At 40.6% G+C, this 24451-nt stretch carries 8 protein-coding genes; all 8 read right to left on the reverse strand.

All coding sequences use genetic code 11. The features are described from left to right. Positions 1–15: 15 nt before the first annotated feature. On the reverse strand, positions 16–8982 hold the full coding sequence (locus ABIE27_RS20685) for an amino acid adenylation domain-containing protein (protein ID WP_429351383.1): 8967 nt from the start codon (positions 8980–8982) through the stop codon (positions 16–18). Beyond that, positions 8979–11510 carry a non-ribosomal peptide synthetase gene (locus tag ABIE27_RS20690; protein WP_123064859.1) on the reverse strand — a complete coding sequence of 844 codons (2532 nt, stop codon included), beginning with the start codon at positions 11508–11510 and terminating at the stop codon, positions 8979–8981. The genes ABIE27_RS20685 and ABIE27_RS20690 overlap by 4 nt, the downstream gene beginning before the upstream one ends. A gap of 35 nt (positions 11511–11545) precedes the next feature. Next, positions 11546–12721, reverse strand: a complete 1176-nt coding sequence (locus tag ABIE27_RS20695; protein ID WP_123064858.1) for a pyridoxal-phosphate dependent enzyme — start codon at positions 12719–12721, stop codon at positions 11546–11548. Between the two features lie 89 nt (positions 12722–12810). Then, complete coding sequence (locus tag ABIE27_RS20700) at positions 12811–13392, reverse strand: HD domain-containing protein (RefSeq protein ID WP_123064857.1); 582 nt, start codon at positions 13390–13392, stop codon at positions 12811–12813. 146 nt (positions 13393–13538) lie between these two features. Beyond that, on the reverse strand, positions 13539–13793 hold the full coding sequence (locus tag ABIE27_RS20705; RefSeq protein WP_123064856.1) for a phosphopantetheine-binding protein: 255 nt from the start codon (positions 13791–13793) through the stop codon (positions 13539–13541). Between the two features lie 204 nt (positions 13794–13997). After that, positions 13998–16010: a carbamoyltransferase family protein gene (locus tag ABIE27_RS20710; RefSeq protein WP_123064855.1), complete on the reverse strand. Its 2013-nt coding sequence runs from the start codon at positions 16008–16010 to the stop codon at positions 13998–14000. A 30-nt stretch (positions 16011–16040) separates the two neighbouring features. After that, positions 16041–16580: a hypothetical protein gene (locus tag ABIE27_RS20715; protein WP_123064854.1), complete on the reverse strand. Its 540-nt coding sequence runs from the start codon at positions 16578–16580 to the stop codon at positions 16041–16043. 274 nt (positions 16581–16854) lie between these two features. Further along, entirely contained in the window at positions 16855–24402 is a 7548-nt protein-coding gene (locus tag ABIE27_RS20720) for an amino acid adenylation domain-containing protein (RefSeq protein ID WP_429351384.1), read from the reverse strand. Positions 24403–24451 lie beyond the last annotated feature (49 nt).

Consider the following 24451-nt stretch of genomic DNA (forward strand, 5'->3'; position numbering starts at 1 on the left):
CTCTTACTGGTTGCTTCAGAATACGAAATCATCGAGAAGCTCCGGCAATAATACGCTTTTGGCAACCGATCGGTCACTTGACAGCGTCATTTCGCCAATGCCAATGTTCTCATTATCCAGCGCTTGTTTCAGTATTTCGATATAGCGGTCCAGCATCCGCGAAGCTGTATCTTTCCGGAACAAGTCTACAGCGTATTCTAGCTGGAACGTTATATCTTGGTGCTGTTCGATTGCCGTCAACAAAATCTCGGCTTTCAACGCTCCGTTATGGAAGTCCTCGGAACGAACGGTCAAATCCGGTAGCTCCAGGGACTGATCCGCCAGCGACTGGTGGAAGAACATTGTATTAAACACAGGCATCAATCTATTAGCGCCGGAATCCCCTAATTTTCGTACGATCTCATCGAATGGATAATCTTGATGGTCAAACGCACTAATAATCGAATGCTTCGCCTTCAGGAGTCCGGATAAGAACGTGTCCGATTCGTCCAAATGATGCCTTAAAGCCAGCGAGTTCACGAATAGCCCAACGCAATTTTGAATATCCGTATGTCTCCGTCCAGCTACCGGCGTTCCGATCGCAAAATCATTTTGACCGGAATACTTAGCCAGCAGAATATGGAATGAGTTCCACATAATCATAAATGGCGTAACCTGGTGCTTCCTCGATAACCTCATTAGCTTTGAAGTATACTCCTCGTTCAGCGTTGCCTTGCACAGCTCGCTTCCCGAAACCAGCTTCTTCTCTCTAGGAAAGTCCGTTGGAATCTGCAGGTACGGCACTTGGTCCAAAGCAGTCAACCAAAAATCGGCTTGACGGCTCAAGAGAGCACGCTGTTCATTGGAGTCTAACCACGTTGCATAATCCATATAGGAAGTACTACGTGTACGAGTGTCCTCGCCTTTGTATAGAGCTGTAAAATCTTTTAGCAAGATTTTTACAGATTCGCCGTCTGAAACGATATGATGGATGTCTATGATAAGCAAATGCTTTTTGTCCCCCGTTTTGACTAAAACTACCCTGCAAAGCGGGGCCTTCGTCAAGTCGAACGGTCGCAGGAATCGTTTCAGTACATCCTGCATGCCATGCGGTTCTTCGATTTCCTCATACTGGACTTGGCAGTCAACCTCATCCCTTACCTTCTGAACAATTTGATCTTGGATAACGGTAAATTCTGTTCGAAGGGCTTCGTGCTTGGCAAACAGCGCTTCAAATGCGTGTTGGAAACGTTCAATATCAATTTCCCCCTCCAGCGAAAGAACAAATGGAATGTTGTAGTCCATCGATTGTTCATTCATCTGCTGTAGCAAATACATCCGCTTCTGGGAGGGAGTCAATGGATAATGGTCTGCTTTCGGTGCGATAGAAATGCGGCTCCAAGCTTCTGCTTTCGGGAGGCGCTCGATCTCTTCTGCCATCTCCTGAAGCGATGCTTGATTGAATATTCTTGATAACGGCAGTTCCACCTGAAAGGCTTCTTTCACTGCTGTGACCAGCGTTATCGCCCGCATAGAATTTCCGCCTAACTCAAAGAAGTTGCTTTCCGTGCCGAATTCATCGTTGTAATTTAAAACTTCTTTCCAGACAGCATGCAATTTGTGTTCAGTGTCGGTGGAGCAAGGGATGATCTCCCCATGCTGTCTGACCAACTTAACTCCTTCGGCACTCGTAAGCGCCTTCTGATCTACCTTGCCGTTCGCGTTAATTGGGATATCCGCCACTTGCACGATATGTGAGGGAATCATATGCACCGGAAGTTGCTTCTTCAAGAACGGCAATAGTTCATCCAAGGTTAGCTGCTGTTCCGATACGATATAGGCAGTCAGATCCAACATGTTGTCCCGATTTCGGACGGCATCCACAACGCAATCCCGTACTGCGTTGTGTTGGATGAAGATCGTGGCGATTTCTCCTAATTCAATCCTTACCCCGTTTACTTTCACCTGCGAATCTATTCTACCGAGGTATTCGATTTGTCCATCAGGCAGCAATCTACCCATGTCGCCAGTTCGATACAACCGAATATTACGGTCTAGCGGGTGCATTACGAACTTCGCGTTCGTTAGATCCGGATTGTTCCAATAACCATTAGCCAACCCTTTCCCTGAGATGCAAATCTCTCCGGGAACGCCTATAGGCAGCTGCTGTAGATTATTATCGAGAATGTGGATGTCTACATTGCAGATCGGCCTTCCGATTGGAATGTTCGCTTGCCAACGTTCAACTGTAAAGCAAGTTGTTACGACAGTGTTCTCTGTCGGTCCGTAGTTATTATAGACGGTATAGTCAACAGGAGTGAATTTACGCAACTGTTCGCCTCCAGTCAATAATGTCAGAAGCGATGACGGCCCCCCTATCTCCATAAACCGTTCAGCAATAGGCGTAGGCAAGAAGGCAATCGTCACACCCATGTCGTTGATAAATGCAGACAGCCCTAGCATATCTAGCTTTAGCCGCTCTGGTAACATCACGATACCTGCGCCGGAACAAATATAAGGGAATATTTCCCACACCGTTGCATCAAAGCCTAATCCTGCATACTTCAGAGCGCGATCTTCTCCCCCGATGCGAAACTGTTCTTGGTGCCATCCGCATAAATTCGAAAGTGCTTGATGACCTACCACAACGCCTTTGGGAACACCGGTCGAGCCAGATGTGTAGACCATGTAAGCGGCATTGTCATTTTTCCGTTCGATCCGAAGAGTGATTTCGCCTTCCAAATCCCAATTCAATGCGTCGAGATCAATGGCAAACGTATTCTCTTCTTCACAAAGATCCATCAGATGGGTTTGGGTCAATATCAGTCCTGCACAGCTGTCGCGAAGAATATGCCGTACGCGGTCAGCCGGATACTTCGGATCGATTGGAACAAAAGCTTTCCCTAGCTTGAGTATCCCAAGAATGCCAGCAATCATATGAATTGATGGTTCTACCATGATCGCTATGAACGGACTGCTCTCCACTGCCGAATGCTGCATATAGGCTGCAACCCGATTAGCTCTAGCATTCAATTCCGAATAGCTGAATTCGCAACCATCGCATAAGACTGCGACTTGATGCGGATATGCGGTCGCAAGCTTCTCGAATTGTTCCAGTACCGACGATTCATCCAGCTTACGGTCATCTCCGCTTAATAGATGCCGAATGTGTTTCAACTCGGATTCGTCTAACATTTGAACTAGCCCGAGTTCCACGGTGGGCCTGCGAATGACATCGAGCAGGATATTGATATAATGGCGAGCGAGACGTTCTACATATTCATTCGAATATAGATCCGTTCTATATTCGAATATAAATTCAATCTCTTCCTTATCTTTCTCTACGGCATACAAGGTGAGATCGAATTTGGAAGCCAGAACGGTTTGGTCGCTTTGTTTAACAACGACATCGTCTAATTCGATTGCTCCGATGTTCATATTTTGCAGAATAAACATGATATCAAACAGCGGATTCCGGCCGTTCTCCCTATGCAATGACAACTTCTCCACAAGCCGGTCAAATGGATACTCCTGGTTCTCGAATGCCTCCATGACAGTCGACTTTACATTCTGCAAATAACTCGCAAAAGGCAAATCCCCCTCTGGGCGGTGACGCATCGCAATCGTGTTCACGAACATGCCGATCACTTCCTGGAAGTCTTCGTGCGTTCGTCCTGCAACCGCAGAGCCGATGACCATATCTTCCTGTTGCGTGTACCGGTACAGCAACGTCCCTAATACCGCATTCAACAGCATATATAAGGTAACATTCTGTTCCTTGCACAACCGCATAATTTCGGCCGTGCTTGCTTTGTCAACTCTCGCGTACACCTTATCTCCCAGGTACGAGCTGGAGCTCCCCCTCTTACCGTCCGCCGCAAGGTCAAGCGAAGGAATCTCACCCGAGAATTGATTCAGCCAATACCGTTCCTGATCGGCTAAGACGCCCGATGCAATTCGCTCCTGCTGCCATTCCACGTAATCGCGGTATCGCGTACGAACGGGCGGCAAGGATTCGCCTCGATACAATCGGGTAAATTCGTCAATGAGTATGCCTGTGGATACTCCGTCACATGCAATGTGATGCGTGTCCAACATTAAAATATGGTGTTGATCGTGAACTTTCCACAAAGCTACCCTGATGAGCGGACCGCTTCCAAGATCAAACTCACGAACAAATTGGCGCTTCTTTTCCTCCAACTCCTCGCCCTTGACCACGCTATACTCGATAGCGAAAGATTCATGGCGATCGGGAATGACTTGCACCGGAGTTCCGTCAACCGTTTGAATGGTAGCTCGCAGCATTTCGTGCCGGTCCACTAGAGCACAAAATGCGATTTCGACTTGCTCTTTGCTTACGCTGCCATCGATTTCGACGCAGGCCGGCATATTGTACCGCAACGCATTCGGCGCCATCACGTCCATGTAATATATTTGTTTCTGTCCCGCCGAGAGCTGATAATAAGATCGCTCCGGCGCGGTTGGCAAGCATATAAAGTCGTCTTTCTCCCCATTCATGATAAATCGGGCAAAGCCTTCGATCGTTGGATGCTTGAATGCTTCGGCGATAGGTAGGCGCACTCCCATTCGCTTATGGATTTTCCCAAGGAGATTTATGCCTTTAAGAGAATCGCCGCCCAGCTCGAAGAAATCATCGTGAATGCCAATCGGTTTTACACCAAAAAACTGCTCCCAAACGGAAACCAATTCTTCTTCCGAGGCGTTGCGCGATCCAACATAATCCGAGGACAAGTTGGGTCGGGAATCGTATGAGCGATCAGCCGAATCCGCGAGATCCGCATTTTCTTCGCCTGCTTGGCTCACCCACTGTTCAATCCGTGTCGTAAGAGAACCTGTCGATACGACGACCTGGTCCATCACCGCATGGTCAATAATGCGGAACATCGCCTCTATTCCCTCTTGATAGGTCATCGTATACTGGTCCAAGGTTGTCCGAATACCGGATGCTTTCCCTTTCTCGGAGGGCCAAGCATCCCAATCGATGCTAACCCAACGGTTAAGCATTTTTTGGTTGTGGCAGGACACAAAATGGTCTACGTAAGCGTTAGCAGCAGCGTATGCGCTGAATCCGATCCCTCCTAGAATGGAAGCAAGGGACGAGAAGATGATACAGAAGTCTAGCTTCTGGTTCTTGAAAATCTCCTCAAGAACCGTCAATCCCTTCACTTTAGAGTGAAACTGCGTTTCAAAGTGAGTCTTTTGAATCGAGCTAATTAATGCTAAGGAATCCCCTTCTGTGACGCCTGCCGAATAGATTACGCCATGGACCGGGCCATACAGACGCTCAAATTCCCCAATTTCTGCCTTTAGTAGGGTGGCATCGGCCACATCCGCTTGGATATAGTGTACATTCGCACCCAATGCTTCCAGTCGCTTCAACTTGTCAATCTTCCTACTAATGTGATCGTCCGGACCATGAGTGGATAACCAGCTACCCCATTCTCCCCGGCCCGGAATTTCGGTCCGCCCTGAAAGGACGAGATGCGTTGCGCCTATTCCCGCTAGGTGTTCGGCAACAGTGTAACCGATATTGCCTAATCCGCCTGAGATGTAGAAGGACTTATCTTTATATTGTTCTTGGCCTTCGGAGGGCAACGGCGTCAACTGATGAGCTTGGAAATCTTGTACCAATCTCTTTCTCTTGCGATAGGCTACCGTAGGCTCCAAGCGATTCAATTGGAACTCGTTGATCAGATCCCCTGCAAGGTCGCGAATCATCTCATTATCCTGCGGCTTCACAATATCGACATATTGGCAGGCGATGTTCGCATTCTCCTGCGGAATGACTTTACTAACCGCCGTCACCGTTGCTTTGGCAGGCACCATGGTCTCGGTTCCATCGATTTCAAATACGGAGTCGCCTACCGTCTGAATCCGGATTGCTCCCTGGATGCGGGATGCTCCAAGCGCTTTGGCCAAATTTACGAGACTGTATAACCCGCTGATTTGAATTTGTTCAAAATCCGCTTCATCCGTTAATCCCCAGAGATGAATGATATTTATGGAGTTAGCGGATTCCATGATGCGCACTAACCTTGCATTATGTTCTTCGATCTCAGGCTGCATCACAATCGTTTGGTTGCTTTTCTCCTGAAACGCCGACCCTTGGTAAATCGCGGTGACGTCGATTCCTTGAGAACGAAGCGACTCCACGATGGCCTCTCCTAGACCAAAACCGTCGCAGAACACATACCAAGGAATCTTTTCGGCTTGACGCAGTCCTCCTATGGGCTTCGCATATTTCCAGGAAGGTGTATAAAACCAATCGGTCAAGTTAACCTTGGTTGCTCTGCGTACAGGTTGCTGGCCGATTGCACCCTTCTTATATAGGTCCATTAACTTCCAGTATCGTTGTCTTTCAAACGGGTACGCGGGTAAATGCACCTTATACCGTTCCTGAGAACTATATAAGTTATCCCACCGAATTGATGCTCCATTGATCCAAAGCCAGCCCAAATTATTCAAGATATATTGAATGTCCGGAACCGAATTCACCTTAGGGCGAACAAGCGGTACAATCTGCCGGGCATGCTGTTCGGCAACAAACCTTCTAGTGAGGGCGCTAAGATCTTGCCCAGGACCTACTTCGACGAAAAGACAATTGGGGATCTTTGCCAATGTCTCAATCCCCTTTGCAAACCGAACGGTATCCTGCAGGTGACTGACCCAATAATTCGGATCCATAGCCTGATCGGGATTAATCCAACCACCTGTGATGCTTGAGATATATGCAACGCTCGGTTTGGATAACTTCACGCTTCGCATGTACTGATGAAACCTGTCAACGATCCCTTCTGTAAGTCTGCAATGACTTGCATGCGTTACTGGCAACCGTGTGCACAGCAATTTCATCGCTTTCATCTTTGACTCGTAAGCCGATATCGCTTCAACCGTTCCCGATACGATGCAAGACTGTCCATTAACGACCGCCAAGGATACTTCTTCAGTCAAGGACGCTAGCACCTGATCCTCCGGCAGTGGAACACTGAGCATGGCTCCTGCCGGCATCTCATGCATCAGCTTGCCGCGAAACACCGTGATTCCCAGCGCATCTTCAAGCGTGAATACTCCGGCAATGCATGCAGCCACGTATTCGCCGAAACTATATCCGATCATGGCATGCGGGTCCATTCCCCAATGAATCAACAGCTTGGTCAATGCATATTCGAAGCTGAAGATGAGCGGCTGAGCCAATGATGTATTCTCCAATCCTTGATCTTCCAATTGCTTGTTTTCCGCAGGATACAGTATCTCCTTGTAATCGGTACCCGTTATGTTTCGTAGGATCTGGAAGCATTGATCGAGCTCATCTCTGAACACCGCTTCGTTCTTATACAGTCCCAAACCCATATTGATGTACTGCGCCCCTTGTCCCGGGAACATGAACACAAGTTTGGCTTGTTCAACCTCAGAATGCATTCTTCTTGTCCTTTTCAACGGGTCAGCTTCTAAACAATCCAACGCTTCTTCACGGCTGCTGCATACAAATGACATCCGATATGGAAACTTTTTACGACCCGTTTGAAGCGTATAGGCCGCATCGTCTAAGTTGATTGCCGGGTTGTGCTCCAGATACGATTTAAAGTTAGATTTCATCTGATCTAACGCTACTTCGCTTCTCGCAGACAAGACGAAGAGCTTGGCGTTATCTGAAGTAGGCCGGACCGGAAGCGGTGGCGCTTCTTCCATGACGATATGAACATTAGTCCCTCCGATGCCGAGTGACGATACCCCCGCACGCCTAGGACCTTCGGAATTCCAATCCGTTAGCTCACTCACGACATAGAAGGGACTATTATCCAGATCAAGATAGGGATTCGGATTACTGTAGTGCAGGCTGGGCGGAATTTTTCCATGCTTCAGTGCCATAGAAGTCTTCACAAAACTCGCAATGCCCGCGGCACTGTCCAAATGGCCGATATTGGTCTTAACCGATCCAATCCCGCAATAGTTCCGTTGATCCGTCGCAAAAGCTAGACGAAGCGCTTCCACTTCAATTGGGTCCCCCAGGCGGGTAGCGGTGCCGTGTGTCTCGACGTAGTTCACCGATTCCGGCGATACCCCGGCATCTTCATACGCGGCTCTGATCACCTCAACTTGACCATCAACGCTTGGCGCAGAGAATCCCGCTTTCATTGCGCCGTCATTATTCATCGCTGACCCGCGAATAACGGCATAAATATGATCACGGTCGGCGACCGCGTCGGAAAGTTTTTTTAGGATTACGCAGCCCAGACCGTTCCCGAGTAATGTGCCGCTCGCCTGTTCGTCGAACGCTCTGCAATGCCCATCTGCCGAAGAAATACCGCCTTCTTGATGCAAATAACCTTTTTCTTGGGGAAGAGATACAGATGAGCTTCCCGCTAGCGCCATTTCGCAGCGTCCCTCAATAATATCCTTGCATGCAATGTGGATGGCAACAAGACTAGTAGAGCATGCCGTGAATACGGAAACACTCGGTCCCTTCAGGTTCAATTTATAAGATACGTTCGAGTTGAGGTAATCTTTATCATTGATTTGTCCTGCCTCGAAGCGAACATTATCATCCGTGTCAGCCATGTTTGACAAGTACTCCCAGAGCACATTAGATGAAGCTCCTGCGTATAGCCCGATGCGTCCCTCATAGTCATCCGGCGTATACCCTGCATTTTCGAATGCTTCCCAAGCGCACTCCATGAACAAACGGATCTGAGGATCCATTGTCTCCGCATCTCTAGCGGAATAACCGAAGAAGCCCGCATCGAAATATTCAGCATTTTCTAAGACCCCAGTGGCTCTTACATAATTTTCTTGATTTAAAAGCTCGGGTTCGATGCCATGCTCAGCAAGCTCATCTTTGGAGAAAAAGGTGATGGATTCCGCGCCGTTTTCGAGATTGGTCCAGAATTGCTCTATGTTATCGGCGCCAGGGAATCTTCCGGCCATCCCAATTACGGCAATCGCATGGTCTTTCTCCGCCCGATTGGTCTCGGATGAATTCACTTGTGGACCTCCTTTTCTTCGATATGATTGGCAAGCGCGGCAATTGTCGGAAATCTGAATAAGGTGACGACTGGAATATGGAGTCCCATTCGCTCTTGAATCATTCTATTCAACCGAATCATATCCATCGAAGTGCCACCCAAGTCAAAGAAGTTGCTTGAGCGGGAAACAGCATCGATTCCGAGCAGCTCCTTCCATAGCCCCGCCAAAACCTGCTCTGCGTTGCCCTGTTGATGTGTTTCTCTTCCTTCCATGTCCATGCCATCCTGCGCTACTTCCGCTTCAGAATTTCGTTCGGGGGCAAGTTTAGGAAGCAACAGCTTATCGACTTTTCCCACAGCATTCAATGGTATTCTGTCCATTTCCACAATGTGCTCTGGCACCATATACGCAGGGAGCTGTTCCGTAAGATGCTGTCGAGCGTCAGTTTCTCGATAGCCAGGTTTGACAACCACATATGCGCATATAACCAGGTCATCTTCTCTCATATCCGGTCTGGCAAGTACAACTGCATCGACAATACGGGGATGCGACAGCAGCGAAGCCTCGATCTCTCCCAGCTCGACTCGATACCCCCGGATTTTGACTTGCGAATCGCTTCTTCCAAGAAATTCGATAGCGCCGGTCCGCGACCATCTTGCCATATCCCCCGTTAGATACATCCTGTCGCCTGGAAGCAACGGATTATCAATAAATTTCTTGTCGGTCAATTCCTTTTGATTGATATAGCCCCTTGCCAAACCAACTCCAGAGATAACCAGTTCGCCGATGCCTCCGAACGGCACAAGTCGATGGGCCGGATTCATGATAAAGCACTTCATATTCTGAATAGGACCGCCAAGGGTTACCTTTTGCCGCCCGCAACGTTCCGATAAACAGTCAATGGCTGCCTCAGTCGGTCCATAATTGTTGTATACGGTATATCCCAACTGGAGCAACTCGTCTTTTAGGGAATCCTCCAATTCCTCACCGCCAGACAGAACGATCCCCAGACTATCCAACTTCGGTGCACCAGATAAGAGCTCTCGAATCATTCTCGGAACGAAGTTTAAGATGTGAATCCCGTGTCGTTGGACGAATTCACGAAAACGAATGTGATCAATCGTTAAGTATTCATCCGTAATATATAAGGTAGCTCCTACTGATAGCGGGGCGAAAATATCTTCTACGCTAGGGTCGCTCGTATAGTTGTAGGTTAATAAGGTACGGCTATTCTCATTTAACCCGGTAATCGTAACGAACCAATCGATCGTATTCACGGCGTTGCGATGCTCAAGCATGACGCCCTTCGGCTTACCGGTAGACCCGGATGTGAACATAATATAGGCAAGGTCACTGGAGGCCACTTTGACGTCCGCATGCAGGTTGTTATCGATGTTTTCCACGATCCGATCCACTTCGTACACTTCTGCTACATTGCTAGTTCGCAGGTTCTGTAAAGACTTCGAACCTGTCAACGTAGCAGTATTCGTAAGGACTAGCGAAGCCGCGCACTCCTCGAGCATCATGGTTGCCCTGTTCACCGGCGTATTGGGCCCAATAGGCAAATAAGCTCCGCCGCTTTTGAGAATGCCCAATATGCCGACAATCATCTCGATCGAACGTTTGATCATAATCGCTACGACCGTTTCATTGACAACGCCTTGCTTGCTCAAGAATTGTGCAACTTTATCGGCTCTGTCGTTTAGTTCGCGATAGGTCAGCGTTTCCTCATCATGCACTAACGCAATGCGATCGGGATTACACTGTACTTGTTCGAGCACAAGGCCGTGCAATGTCTTCCAGTGGGGCCAAGGTTTCTCTGTACGATTGTACTCATCCAATATTTTCGCACGTTCGGCTTCTAGCAAGATATCTATCTCGTCGATCGGCTGGTCGGACTGGAAGAGCGCGCTAGCAAGTAGCTGAACCACATGCTGTCCGATTGAAGATACTCCTGAATCTTCGTATCGTGTCGCGTCGAAATCGATCTTAAGCGATAAGTTGCCTTCCTCCCTTTGGATAGTAAAGGTCATATCCGAGTATGCGGACGAATGCCCGATACTGCGATGTATGCCATCCATTTGAACAATAACGCCAATATCAGGCGCTGGCCCGCTCTCGGGTGTCCAAGTTAGTTCCGGGTGGTCAAGCGCCTTCCTCACGGTTTGATTGACGGAAAGAACGAGCTCCCTGAAGCATACCTTGTCGTCAATCCTGCATGAGATCGGGAAAAAGCCTGGGACATGCTCATCTCCGCCAACTTGTTTGTATACGGGCGAACCAACGGCCACTTCAGGAACGCCGGCATATCGTTGAAGGACCGATAGAACACCTGCCATTATGACAATATGCATGCGCGTATCGGAATGGTTGCTGATCGATGCTACTTTGGATGACACGACTTCTGGCACCTCGAGCTCAATTATCTTACGAGAAGAGCCATCTACGCGAGATGGATCCACTCGATTGTCGTAAGGGAATTGTACACGCGGGAACTCTCTCTGCAAGCGTTTTTCCTTTTCCTTATTTTCGACAGAATTATTCATGGTCTAGTCTACCTCTTCCCGCTCGATCGCTTGGATTACGAAAAGTATATTTTCCTGTCATTCTCGCCTGAGCTAATATTCACCAAAATGACTTTGTTGCTGTTCGTTTTGGCTTTATGAATGACGCCAGCCAGTTGATATCCCGTTTCAAGAGCGACCAGCTTTTGTTCTGATTGATAGAATAGCGAAGCTGCCTGTTTGGCTTCCTCCGACGTGAACGTTTTGGCCTGGATTATATTCTGACTATGAAAATATGACACGGCAGGAGCAACGATCGTAGAACCTAAACCGCCGATATACTTGCCGTCATTCAGCAAGCCGTCCAATCCATACGTATGGATTAGCGGGTAGTAGCTCTGGCTGTCGATGGAATAGTGTCCCCATTTTCCTTCCGTCAGGATCGGGCAACTTGTGGCTTCGGCCGAGAAAATTTCCACTTCTTTTCCGCCGTCAAGTTTATCGGCAATAAAAACGGAGGCGGTGCCAAGAATATTGGCACCCCCTCCGCAACTTCCCACTACAATGTCGGGATAACGGTCAATTTGCTTTAATTGTTCCTTCGCTTCAAGTCCGATAATGGTCTGTGGAATGACGAAGTATCCATAGACGCTTCCAAAGATATAAGCCGAATTACTTAACGTTTTGGTATACGTGATGGCGGCATCCGCCGACAAGGTCAGCAAATCCTGATGTTCCTCGTCTAAAGGTACAACGATCGTCTTGGCACCTGCGTCCTCCATAATCTTGACTCTGTCGGGGCGCAAACGATTGCTTTCCTCGTCGATGAAGCATAATACTTCGATTCCAAAATGGTTCGCTGCCTTAGCCAACGCGGTGCCCCAGTTGCCTGTCGTTTCCGTTGTGATTGTCTTAATTCCGTCTCTCTTGCACATATAAGCGATTAGATAGGCACTGTTCGCTTTGTGGTTTCCCGAATGCGTTTTTCCTTCGTCTTTGATGTAAATTTCGCAATCGGTGCCGATCGCTTGTTCGAAAGCAACCGCCCGGAACAATGGTGTCGAACGGTACTGAGCGTATACATTCAACACTTCTTCCGGAATCGGAATATGCTTTTCCTTTGACAATTCAAGCTCGGCAAGAGAAGGCGGAATTAATTGAATAATTTCTTCCCTTGTTAAAGACTTTTTCGTAGATTGCTCAAGCAACTGATAATCGAAATAGGAATTGATGTTTAGATACGATGTAATCATTTATCAAAACTCCCTTGCTTTAATTTTGAAATTACTGTAAATAATCAGAAATATTTATGTGATATTAACACGCAATAAAATTTCACTTATCAACACGTCCAGACTTTATCTAAGCTATTACCTGATTTATAAAGATATAGCGCTAAGGGCACCATCTCCTTGGATGTCTCATTTCGTAAATATGAGACATCCAAATCACCAAGCCTAACTCGGTCAAGGTTATCGGAATCTTTAAAAATGTTAAACAAGAAAATTGCTCTCTCTTTATTTTCTATATTATATGAATTAATTTGTTTCAATGCCGATGTATCATCTATACAGTGATTTTCAATTATAAATTTCAATATATTTAAGTCCTCTACACTCTCTAACCTAATTAAACCGAGTCTTTTGGCCTTTCGAAAGCTCAACAAGCCGTGAACCGTACATGCTCCATCCTGTCTTCTACCAATGTCATGATATGCGGATGCCTCAGCCAACAATAAAGTATCTTCCCTCGAAACCGCCAAACGATTAGAAATTAATAAATTAATTAATAAAACTCGCTTTGAATGTAATACACCATGTATACCAAAAGGATTAACAAAAAGCTTTTCGTCAACTCTGCCACTATATTGTTGATAAATTTCATATAATTTCTTATTTTTTAATTCTTCCAATTCGGGTTCCAATTAGTCCCCTCCTCCTTAGTAATCGAGCACGAAACCGAGTCGACTCCATTTATAGTTGTATCATTAAACTGCTAACGCAATGAGGCCCGGTTCATAGTTAATTTCATTCCCGAATTCCTTAATCATTATATGCAGGAGGATGATGCTCACCCTTGATTAGATATACCAAAATTATCAATAATATAATTTGAAAACTCCTCAATAGTAATGGTTGATAAGTTATCTTCGCTTAAATATTCGTCAGAAAATTCAATATCTAATTGAAGTTCTAACTCTATAACTAGTTGTATGAATCGTAGGGAGTTGATGCCGTTTTCTAACAGCCCTTCGTTAAGTGGATGATTCTCTGGAACTTCTAATACTTTTCTGATAGCGTTTTCTACGATTGTAGTTACATTCATTGGACATAACCCGCTTTCCTAATATTGTATGGTAAAAAAGTTTAAATATTTAATTCACATTTATGAATTAAAATAAAACATTTAGTAAAGAAGGAAGTCTTCAAGATCAGAATATATCATCCCTCAAGCATTTCTTGTTGTTTTTTGATGATTAGATATTCTCACGCATAAATTTTCCTCCTTAAGATTAAAATCCTCAAAAATTCATTTTTTTACAGTTAGCTTTAGCAAGCGTCTTGTCCATAAATCCACTATGTCTTCTATTTTAATCCGTTCATCTATATTGAAGAGTGATTGGTTTTGGATAATTTCTCCCACCGATTTGGAGTGATCGACTTCTATTAAAAAATCGTAAACTTTTTTCGAAATAGATACGGTTTGACCAAAAAAATAACAAAAACTTATTTCATAAACATAATCCATTTGAACACCATCATTACTGGTCTTTTTTCTCTTATTAAGTGACACATACTGGGGTAAAACGGGAATTAACTTCATAACTGCCTCAGACTTTAATGGTCGTTTTCTGATAAGGAAGTTTCCAATGCATAAGTAATTTAATTGTGTCGTTAGGAAACAAACCACAGAATCGTTTATAGAATCTACGATTGGCTCATAGTTATTATTAAAGGAGGTGTTTAACAGAACAGGAACTCCCGTTTTCTTTTCAAATGAAGCAATTAAATTGTAGAACAGTCGATTAGTGGTTGAGGATACGGTTTGTACTCTTGCTGACCCATCCACATGTGTTACCGCACCTAATGATTTTTGTTTTTCTCTTCTTACCTTTAGAACCATATTCATAAAAGAAAACATATTCGCTCCATACTGTTCTGGGATCTCAAAATATTCCCGAGCAGATTCTTCTAAAATAGCAGGTGCGAACGGTCTATAATCCTCCCTCGTTTTAATCATTCTATTAATGATATTCTTATTCTCTGACGGTCTGGGATCTGCTAAAATACTTCTGTTACCTAAAGCTCTGGGACCAAATTCAGAACGACCCTGTACCCAACCAATTACATTCCCATCCGCAAGTAATTGGCTACATTCTTCTACAATGTTTTCGGGCTTTGAAATATCAATAAATTCTTTCCATAGTTGAAGTTCTTGCTCAATCTGTTTATCATCTCCAATATCTTCTCCTAGATAAACATCATTCAATCTGCTATAAGATACTTCAGGCTCTTCATTTAACAAAACATAATATGCTGCGCCTAGCGCATTGCCTGCGTCATGTGATGCTGGCTGAATATAAATATCGTCAAAAAGATTACTGTAAAGTATTTTACCAGTCATTGAACAATTGTGAGCGACCCCGCCAGCCATGGATAGATTATTATGACCTGTCAGTTCTTTATAATAATCTAGTATATGCATCACTATTATTTCCAAAGTTTCTTGCACTGCAGCGGCTAAATCCTTATGTGATTGCTCTATTGGTTCTCCTTTGAGTCTAGGACTGAGCATATAGAACAATACATCCAGCTTGTCGTGAGACAAAGTAAACGTTCCATTTTCACCTAATTTGTAAAGCTTTCTAAATATTTTTCTATATACACTTGGATCACCATAAGGTGCCAGACCCATTATCTTATATTCATCGCCTATGCTATATCCTAAAAATCTGACAACTTTCATATAAAAGAAACCAAGTGAGTCGGAAGATTCAATAGTTCGAATGATTTCCATTTTTCCATTTTCACCATTTAAAATTAATCCTGATATTCCATCCCCAGCACCATCAATCGATAAAACAAGTGATTTTTGAAATCCTGATGCTATAAAAGCACTATAAGCATGTGCAATATGGTGCGAAACAAAAATAAATTTCCTAGGATCCACTTTCTCCTGAAACTCCTCTTCCAATAAATCACATAAAGCAGAACGAATATTCGTAACCCTCCTGTCTCCTTGGTAATTATTATAAAGAAACTGGGTTCGGTATTTATTATCTTGAATATCCTCATTACCGAAAATGGCAATTCGGTCCACATCAGACATTCGAATGTTATTCATATTCAAACAAGCTTTTATAGCCAATAAAGGTGCTTTCGGAGAATGTTTAATTCTGTTTAATCTTTCTTCCTCAATAGCGGTCACGACTTTTCCGTTAATTATTAATACAGCCGCCGCATCACAATCTGTATCGTATGGAACTTCATTTGTCTGTTCAAATATTTTATTTAGGTTACCTGTTAAACCCAATATTATCATCTAACCGTCTCCTGACTAATTTTCATTTACTTATATATATTTATTCTTTTTCATGGCATTTTTCATAGCTTGTAAACTCCAGACTTGCATTTCAATAAATTTATATAAGCTCCCCTCCCCATTTAAATTCGAGTGGAATCCATAGTTGCTAATAACATGATTGATCTCCTCAATTGTGTATAATTTTCTTCTGGTTGGATGATTGTCAATTCGGCTATATGTGTGGAATGAATCTGTGTAAGTAAAGCTGATTGTTTTCGGATCAAAATCTCTAACTGGGATAACCATATGCGTTGAATATAAATCACCAACAACCCTCTGCTCGCCGATAGTAAAATATAAGGCATAATTTATTTCAGGTTTTCCGCCTTTTTTAACCAAGCTTCGAAACATGATATTTTCACAAATTTTCCTTTCCTTTAAGTAACGGATTCGATCGGACTCAGTAGTTAATCCTTTATGTTCTATTTTTATTGCTTGATCTTCTGGCAGAGAACATAAACTAGCTAACGGTCCATATTGTTCATCAAAATAATGATAGGCATTGAGGTCATTTACTTGTATTTCCATATGCATCCCTCCCAATTGAAACTCGCTTATTTGTATATTGAGCTATAGATTTAAGTTTGATTCGCAAAAAACATCAAAAAGCAATAGCGGTAAACTTGTTGCTTCTGAAGAGAATCAATTTCTTTCCTGTATCAAGTTTGATCGGTAATAAAAATAGAGGCTTTGCCAAGTATATTGGCTCCACCTCCTTAGCTTCCGACCACAACGTCGGGTATAACGATCAATTTGCTTTATTCATTCTTTCGCTTCTATTTCCCAGAGAGATCTGGTTCGGTCAGATATTAAAGTGACAAACTATATTGTTTACCATTTGATCAGGATCAATAGTTATTTGTTGCAATATATCAATATAATTTTCAGCAAATTTATGGATAGCGTCCTTTGAGTATTTGCTAGTACTATATTCTATTGATAATATTATCGACTCTAGCGATTCCTCAATGGCAAATTGAATATCGAATTGTACTTGTAGTTCCCTCCATGGACATAATTCAACTTCTAAATCTGCTAATTTCAATAGTTCTTTTCTATATTGATAAATAAAAACGGTATCGAATAGCGGATTACTTTGGTAGTTACCTTGAAGATTTAGTTTTGCTATCAACCAATCTAATTGGTAATTACGATTCGTGATTGCCTCCAACATTGTTTTCGAGACCTGATTTAATAACTCAGAAGCAGTATTAGTTGGATTAAGTTCAGTTCGAAATGGCATAGTATTCACAAAATTTCCAACTACCCTATCCAATCCATTTTCTCTACATGATAGCGGAACTCCGATTACGATATCTTTTTCTTTTGTGTATCCATGTAGTAATATTTTATATGCGGTGAGCATGATAGCATTTATTGTTGTTTTACTGTTTTGAGCAATTCCCCTGATTTTTGATACCAAAACTGGACTGAGTGATGTTTGTAGCACTTTACCTAGGTTGTCATCTTCATTATGAACTTCAATAATATCAGCTGGAAGGCTAACTTTTTTTGAATTTCTATTACTGATATGCTTAGTCCAATATGTCTCCGCTTTTAAAAAGGCTAATTTATTCCTTTCATCTTGCTGCCATACTGCGTAATCCTTATATTGGAGAGTTAATTCCTTTAACTCCTCTCCATTGTATAGATTATAAAATTCCTCCGCCAATATAGAGATTGAAGTACCATCTGTTATTATATGGTGCATATCCATTACCAGTATATAGCTTTCGTGATTTATTTCTATTAAACATGCTCGAATTAATGGAGGCTTTGTTACATCGAAAGGTCTAACAAAGTTCTTAATAATTTTATGAACTTCCTCTTCACTGGCACCAATACGCTCAATAGTTATTTCCATATTTTCTATAACTTTCTGAAGAAATTGGCCATCCACGTAATCAATATATGTTCTTAAAGAATCATGACGATTTACGATCTCTTGAATAGTTGAAACTAGTTTGTCAACGTCTAAATCCCCAGTAAAATGTAAATTAACAGGAACATTATAGCTAGTATCATTTTCGTTTATATTACTTAAAATAAACATACGACTTTGTTCAGCTGTTAATGGATACGCTTCTTTCTTTCTTACAGGTTCAACCATATAGTTTACATTTTGCTTTGATCTTTCAATTAATGAGGCTTGTTGCTCTATTGTAGAATAACGAAATAGATCAACAATTGGGATTTCAACATCATATGTTTCGGTAATATAATGGGACAACGTTATTAAGCTAAGGGAATGTCCACCAATTACAAAGAAATCTGTATTTATATTTATCTCATAGTCAATGGACATCGCTTTTTTCCATAAATCTATTAAGTTCTTTTGAATTTCATTTTGAGGTTCTATTGAAGATATCTCTTCTCGCTCCGATAACTCTATTTCACTCAATAACTTCCTATCGATTTTCCCATTAACATTAAGCGGAATATGATCCAATCTAATAAAATAATTGGGTATCATATAATAAGGAAGATAGTGTTGGCAATAGTTCATTAACTCCTCCGTAGTTAAATTGATATCACTACGAAAATATGCACACAATACATCTTCCTTACTATTTCCTTTCTTCTTCACTACAGCTGTTTCTAAAGATGGATTATAGCTTGCAATTACTCTTTCAACCTCTTCTAATTCAATTCTGTATCCCCTAACCTTAACCTGATGATCTATTCGACCAAATAATTCAATAGTGCCATCTGGCATCCATCTAGCTAAATCCCCTGTCTGATACATTTTATTATTGAAAAATGGATCATCTACAAATCTATCATCAGTTAATTTTTTATTTGTGTACCCTCTTGCGATTCCATCTCCGCCGATATACAACTCTCCAATAACCCCAACAGGTAGAGGTCTCTTCTTATGGTCTAGTATAAATATTTGGGTATTAGAAATTGGTTTCCCAATATGAATATTAGTTGAATCTGTTAGTTCCCCTACCGTAGACCATACGGTTGTTTCTGTTGGACCATACATATTAAAAATCCTTGCATTTGTCTTTTCTTTTAACTCCGTAAGTAAATTTAACGGGAATTGTTCACCCCCGATTAATACGATCTTCAAGTTATCCAGTACCTTACGGTTCATTTGTTTAATTAAAATCCCCATTCTAGAAGGTGTGGATTGAATTGAATCTACGCTATGATTTTCCATTAAAGAAACTGTTCTTTTGGGATCATTGATATCATTCTCGTTTGCCAAAATAACTTGCATCCCATTAGCTAACGGAATAAGAGTCTCCAATACAAAAATATCAAATGAAACAGTTGTCAAACATATTATCTTATTCCTTCTTTCAAACGGTATTTTCTCGTTTATTGCATATATTAGATTTGTAAGAGATCTATGCTCTATTTCAACTCCCTTAGGTTTACCGGTAGAACCTGAAGTGTAGATTAAATAGGCTAAGTCACCTGGATAATTATAAACTAAATCCAAACCATTTCCCTGGCTTGTCGATGAGTTACTTAACTCAGAAAGAGAAACTATTGTAATATTGTAAGAATCTTTTTGATCTGTAATTAGTAGAGTTGCCTTAGAATCTTCCAACATATATCTAATTCTTTCTTTTGGTGTATTATTATCAATTGGCAGATATGCTGCGCCGACTTTTAATAATGCAAGAATTAAAGGAATCAATTCAAGTGATCTATTCAAAAGCAAGGCTACAACATCACCTTTTGATATACCTTTTTCCTTCAAAGCAGCAGAGATTTTATTTACACTTTCAAGAATCTCTTTATAAGTGTAATATTCACTACCAAAATAAATTGCTTTGTCATTTAATCTAGATTTTGCATATTTTTCAATTAAAGAAACAATAGAATGGAATGGTTGCGAGATTCTCTTTTCAGAATTAAAGCCAAACAACAACTCATACCTTTCTTGTTCCGTTACAATCGCAATATCTTCCAGATTAATTTTAGAATTTGCTATAATTTGATCAATAATAGTCAAATAATGGCCCATCATCCGGGTGATTGTTTTCTCCTTAAAAAGAGTAGTATCATACTCAATTGAAAATAATAGTCCGTCCTTCTTCTCCTCAACCAATAAAGTTAGATCCAGTTTCGAGGTACTTTTATTAATATAAGTGTAATCCCCAAAAATATCTGATTTTTCAGATTCCAAACTCGATTCGTAACTAAACATTGCGTCGTATAAAGGATTTCTACTGAGATCTCGTTCTAATATTACTTTCTTAATCAATGATTCAATAGGATAGTCCTGGTATTCAAGCGCTCCAAGAAATAATTCTTTTACTTCAATTGCCAGCTCTTCAAATGTTTTAGTAGAATCGATAGTACATTTTAAAGGTACTACATTCATAAAGAGTCCTACAGTATCGTTAAATTCTGAGTTAATCCTCCCAGAAACTGGCGTTCCTACGATCAAATTGTTTTGTCCACTGTACTTTTGTAGTAATACATAAAATGCAGTTAATAATGTAATAAAAACAGTAGTATTAGTTTTTCTACTTAGAAAGTATAAATTACTTATGATTTCAGTATCACTAATCCAACAATCATACCTATCACCAATATTTTTTTTTATCGCAGGTCTTGGGAAATCTGTAGGGAGTTGAAGTACTGGTATATTTTCATTAAGAGTATCAATCCAGTACTTTTCGTGTTCTAAAAATCCCTGGTTTTTGTTTTTTTCTTGTTGCCATTTTATAAAATCGGAATACTGATATCTAGGCTCTGGTATACTTCTATTATAATAAAGTAATTCTAATTCCTTAATCATAATCTCAACACTCATACCGTCTGATATAATATGGTGGATATCGACTAGTAATATCGAATGATCTTCATCAGTAGATATTAAAGCTGCCCTAAATTGACAAGGCTTTTCTAACTCAAAAGGTTTTATAAACTCTAAATAAATGTCACGTAAGGGCTGAATCCTACTGTCGAATAACTCCAAGTTGAAACTCACTTTTGGAAAAACTTTTTGTATAATTTGTCCTTCATCATTCATGAAAGCCGTACGTAAAATGTCGTGTCTGGAAATCAATGAATTAAATGCGAATTCAATTCTATCTTGTGATACATTCTTTGACAATCGAACTATCCCCGACATGTTATTCACAGTACTGTCTACATACATTTGATGCAATATATACATTCGGTTTTGTGCAGATGATAATGGATAATGATCCAATGTATTTGTTTGTAGTTTATTAGAAGTATTAAGTGTTTTATCCTTTAATTTCTCCTTTATGATTTCTCCCTGCCCTTTAATCGTTGAAATATCAAACAAACTACTTAAAAGAATTGATACATTAAATCTCTTTAATATTTCTGATCTTAGTGACATTATTAACAATGAATGCCCCCCAAGATCAAAAAAATCCTCATCGACACCTATCATTTTTTCGGTATTAAATATTCGGCCCCATATTTTACTTAGCTCAATTTCATATTCACTACTTGGCTCAACTATTTGATTTGTTTTATTTTCTTGATGAAAATATGTTAATAATTGATTCTTATCAACTTTTCCTGATAGAGTTAAAGGAAACTTCTCTATATGAACATAGTGATTTGAAACCATGTATCTCGGTAATTTTCTAATTGCAATACTCTTCAAATCTATTGATTTGTCTTTTGAATGATAAAAAGTAATAATTTGTTTATCTTCAGTTACAATTGTTACAATATTTGTAGCATCACTAAATTTTAATAATACGGAATCAATTTCTGAAAGTTCTATGCGATGTCCACTTTTCTTGATTTGATTATCTATCCTCCCCAAATATTCTAGTTCTCCATTTGGAAGCCATCTACCGAGATCACCTGTTTTATATAATAAACCTCTATATCCAAAACTTTTTTTGACGAAAGCCTTTTTAGTATTATCTGGATCGTTGACATATCCAATCCCAAGACCAACACCAGATATATATATTTCTCCCTTTTGGCCTATAGGCATAAGTTTTTGATTTCCATCTAGAATGTAAACGTCCATATTATTAATCGGCTTACCAATTGGAATCTTGTTTAATTCGCTATCTTTTATCTGGTAAAAAACACAACCTATACTAGCTTCAGTAGGGCCGTATAAATTCGTAAATTTAATAGTTGGTAGTTCCTCCATAATTTTTCTTATAGGACTTATATTCGCTTCTTCACCACCTACAATGATATGGCGAATAGACTTCAATTGACTTTTCAAGTCTGCGCCAAACTGTAGATTATCTACAAACGTATTAAATACTGATGGCACGAAGTCTATTACGTTAACATCGTTCTCATCGATTATTTTTAATACATTATCTGGAAGAAACTCAAAGTCCGAAGGTAATATAACTGTTTTTCCTCCACAAATTAATGGCCAATAAAGCTGCCAAACAGCACTATCGTAGACATATCTAGTAGTTTGAAGTGTAACAGGCACTACTGTATTGCTTTCGAAGTATTCATTCATCCAATAAAATCTATTAGTTATCCCTTGATGAGGTATGATTACCCCTTTTGGTTTCCCAGTAGAACCGGATGTAAAAATACAATAAATAGGGTCATCCAATTGAACGTTAATACTAGGGTTATTAGGAATTATATTCAACTGATCAGTTAAAATTTTTATCAACTTTGTGGGTAACCCCAGTTGATCAGCCTCGACAATGCTAGTTAATGTCACTTTTACTTCACCGAGTTGTTTATAGATATCTGAAATTCGATTTTTAGGCCACTTAGTATCAATAGGAACAAATACTGCTCCAATTTTCATAACCGCAAATATTGCAATAACAAGTTCTAATGAGTGATCAATATATATCGGAACAAACTGACCATTTGTCACCCCATTTTTTATTAATATTCTGGAGAGATCATTAGCTTTACCATTCAATTCTTTGTATGTTAGTTCCATATTTTTGAATTTCACAGCTATATTATTTGGAGTCAAACTAGTTTGATCTTCAATAAGGTAATGTATTGGTTTAAAATCCTCATAACTAACAGTTTTTTTATTTAAATCAAGAATTGAACTCTCTTCAACTGCATCAATAATGGAAATATCACTAATTTTAGTGCTTACAAAATTACTGTTCACTAGTTCTTTTATGCAAGTCATAAAGTGAGTAGCTAAATTCTTAACTACCTCTTCTGAATATAGCGATGTATCGTATGTGAAGTTCACCTGAAATACATCATTCAATGTAATGGCCATACTTAAAGGATAATTGGTATGCTCATCTACCATATATCCTGTTATATCTAGAAATTCATTTTTTTTAATCATTGCTTTATTTATCGGGTAATTTTCCACAACAACGAGAGTATCAAATAAAGCATCTTTCGAATTAACATAATTGTTTAAATCAACTAAGGATGTATTCCTTTGTCGCGATAACTCTGTCACATTATTATTTACCGTTTGTAATTGATCGTTTACCATATCTTCACAACTAAACTTAAGTCTTAACGGCAGAGTATTGATATACAAACCAATACTTTCCATAATACCTGGAATACTTTCATTTCTTTGTGATAACGTAATACCGAACACAATATCATTGTGGTCTAAGTACTTTTGAAGTGTTATCCCCCAAGCCAAAAAAAATATGCTTGATTGTGAGACCCTCTGTTCACGTGCTTTATTTATTACTTGTTGGCTTAGTTCTCTAGTTCCAATTGTTTCGTATGTTCTAAAATCTTTTTCGTCTCTTTGTTTATCCCATGAACCATTAAGTAATGGATAAGATTCAATATCTAATAAATAATTTGACCAAAAAACATCATCAATAACTGAGGAATATTCGGTTTTGACAAATTCTCTAAATTTGGATTTAATGCGTATATTCGGTTCGTTTCCCATAAACATCGAAGAGTAGTGATTTAAAAACTCTTCTATTAATATTGCAGTACTCCAACCATCATAAATAATATGATGATTCGAAATAAGCAACGAATAGTTATTTTCGGTTAATTTTATTAATGTAATTCGAAATGGAACCTCAGTCAAATTAAATTTTTTCATCTTGTCATCAGAAATAATTTCTTTTAATCGTTTATCTTGATTTTCTTTGTTTTCACCAGATAAATCAAAAGTTATAAAATTCAACTGATGTTCTTTTAGAATAATCTGAATTGGTTCCTCGATCTTATCCCACCTAAAAAACGTCCTAAGCATTTCATTATTTTTTATTATAAGATTCCATGCATTAATGAATGTTTCCAAAAAGATTGATCCCTCTAACTTAATATGAAGCTGTACAAAATATTCGCTGGTGTCGGGTGACATAAGTTGTTGAAATAGCATTCCTTTTTGTATAGAAGTTAGTGGTAAAATATCTTCCACGTTATCTCGAGCAATCAAATTAGTACTCATCATCTTCTCCTCCAAATTAATTTTCCCAATGAAGGTAATAAAAATTATT

The organism is Paenibacillus sp. 4624 (assembly GCF_050435065.1).
Classification (GTDB): domain Bacteria; phylum Bacillota; class Bacilli; order Paenibacillales; family Paenibacillaceae; genus Paenibacillus; species Paenibacillus amylolyticus_D.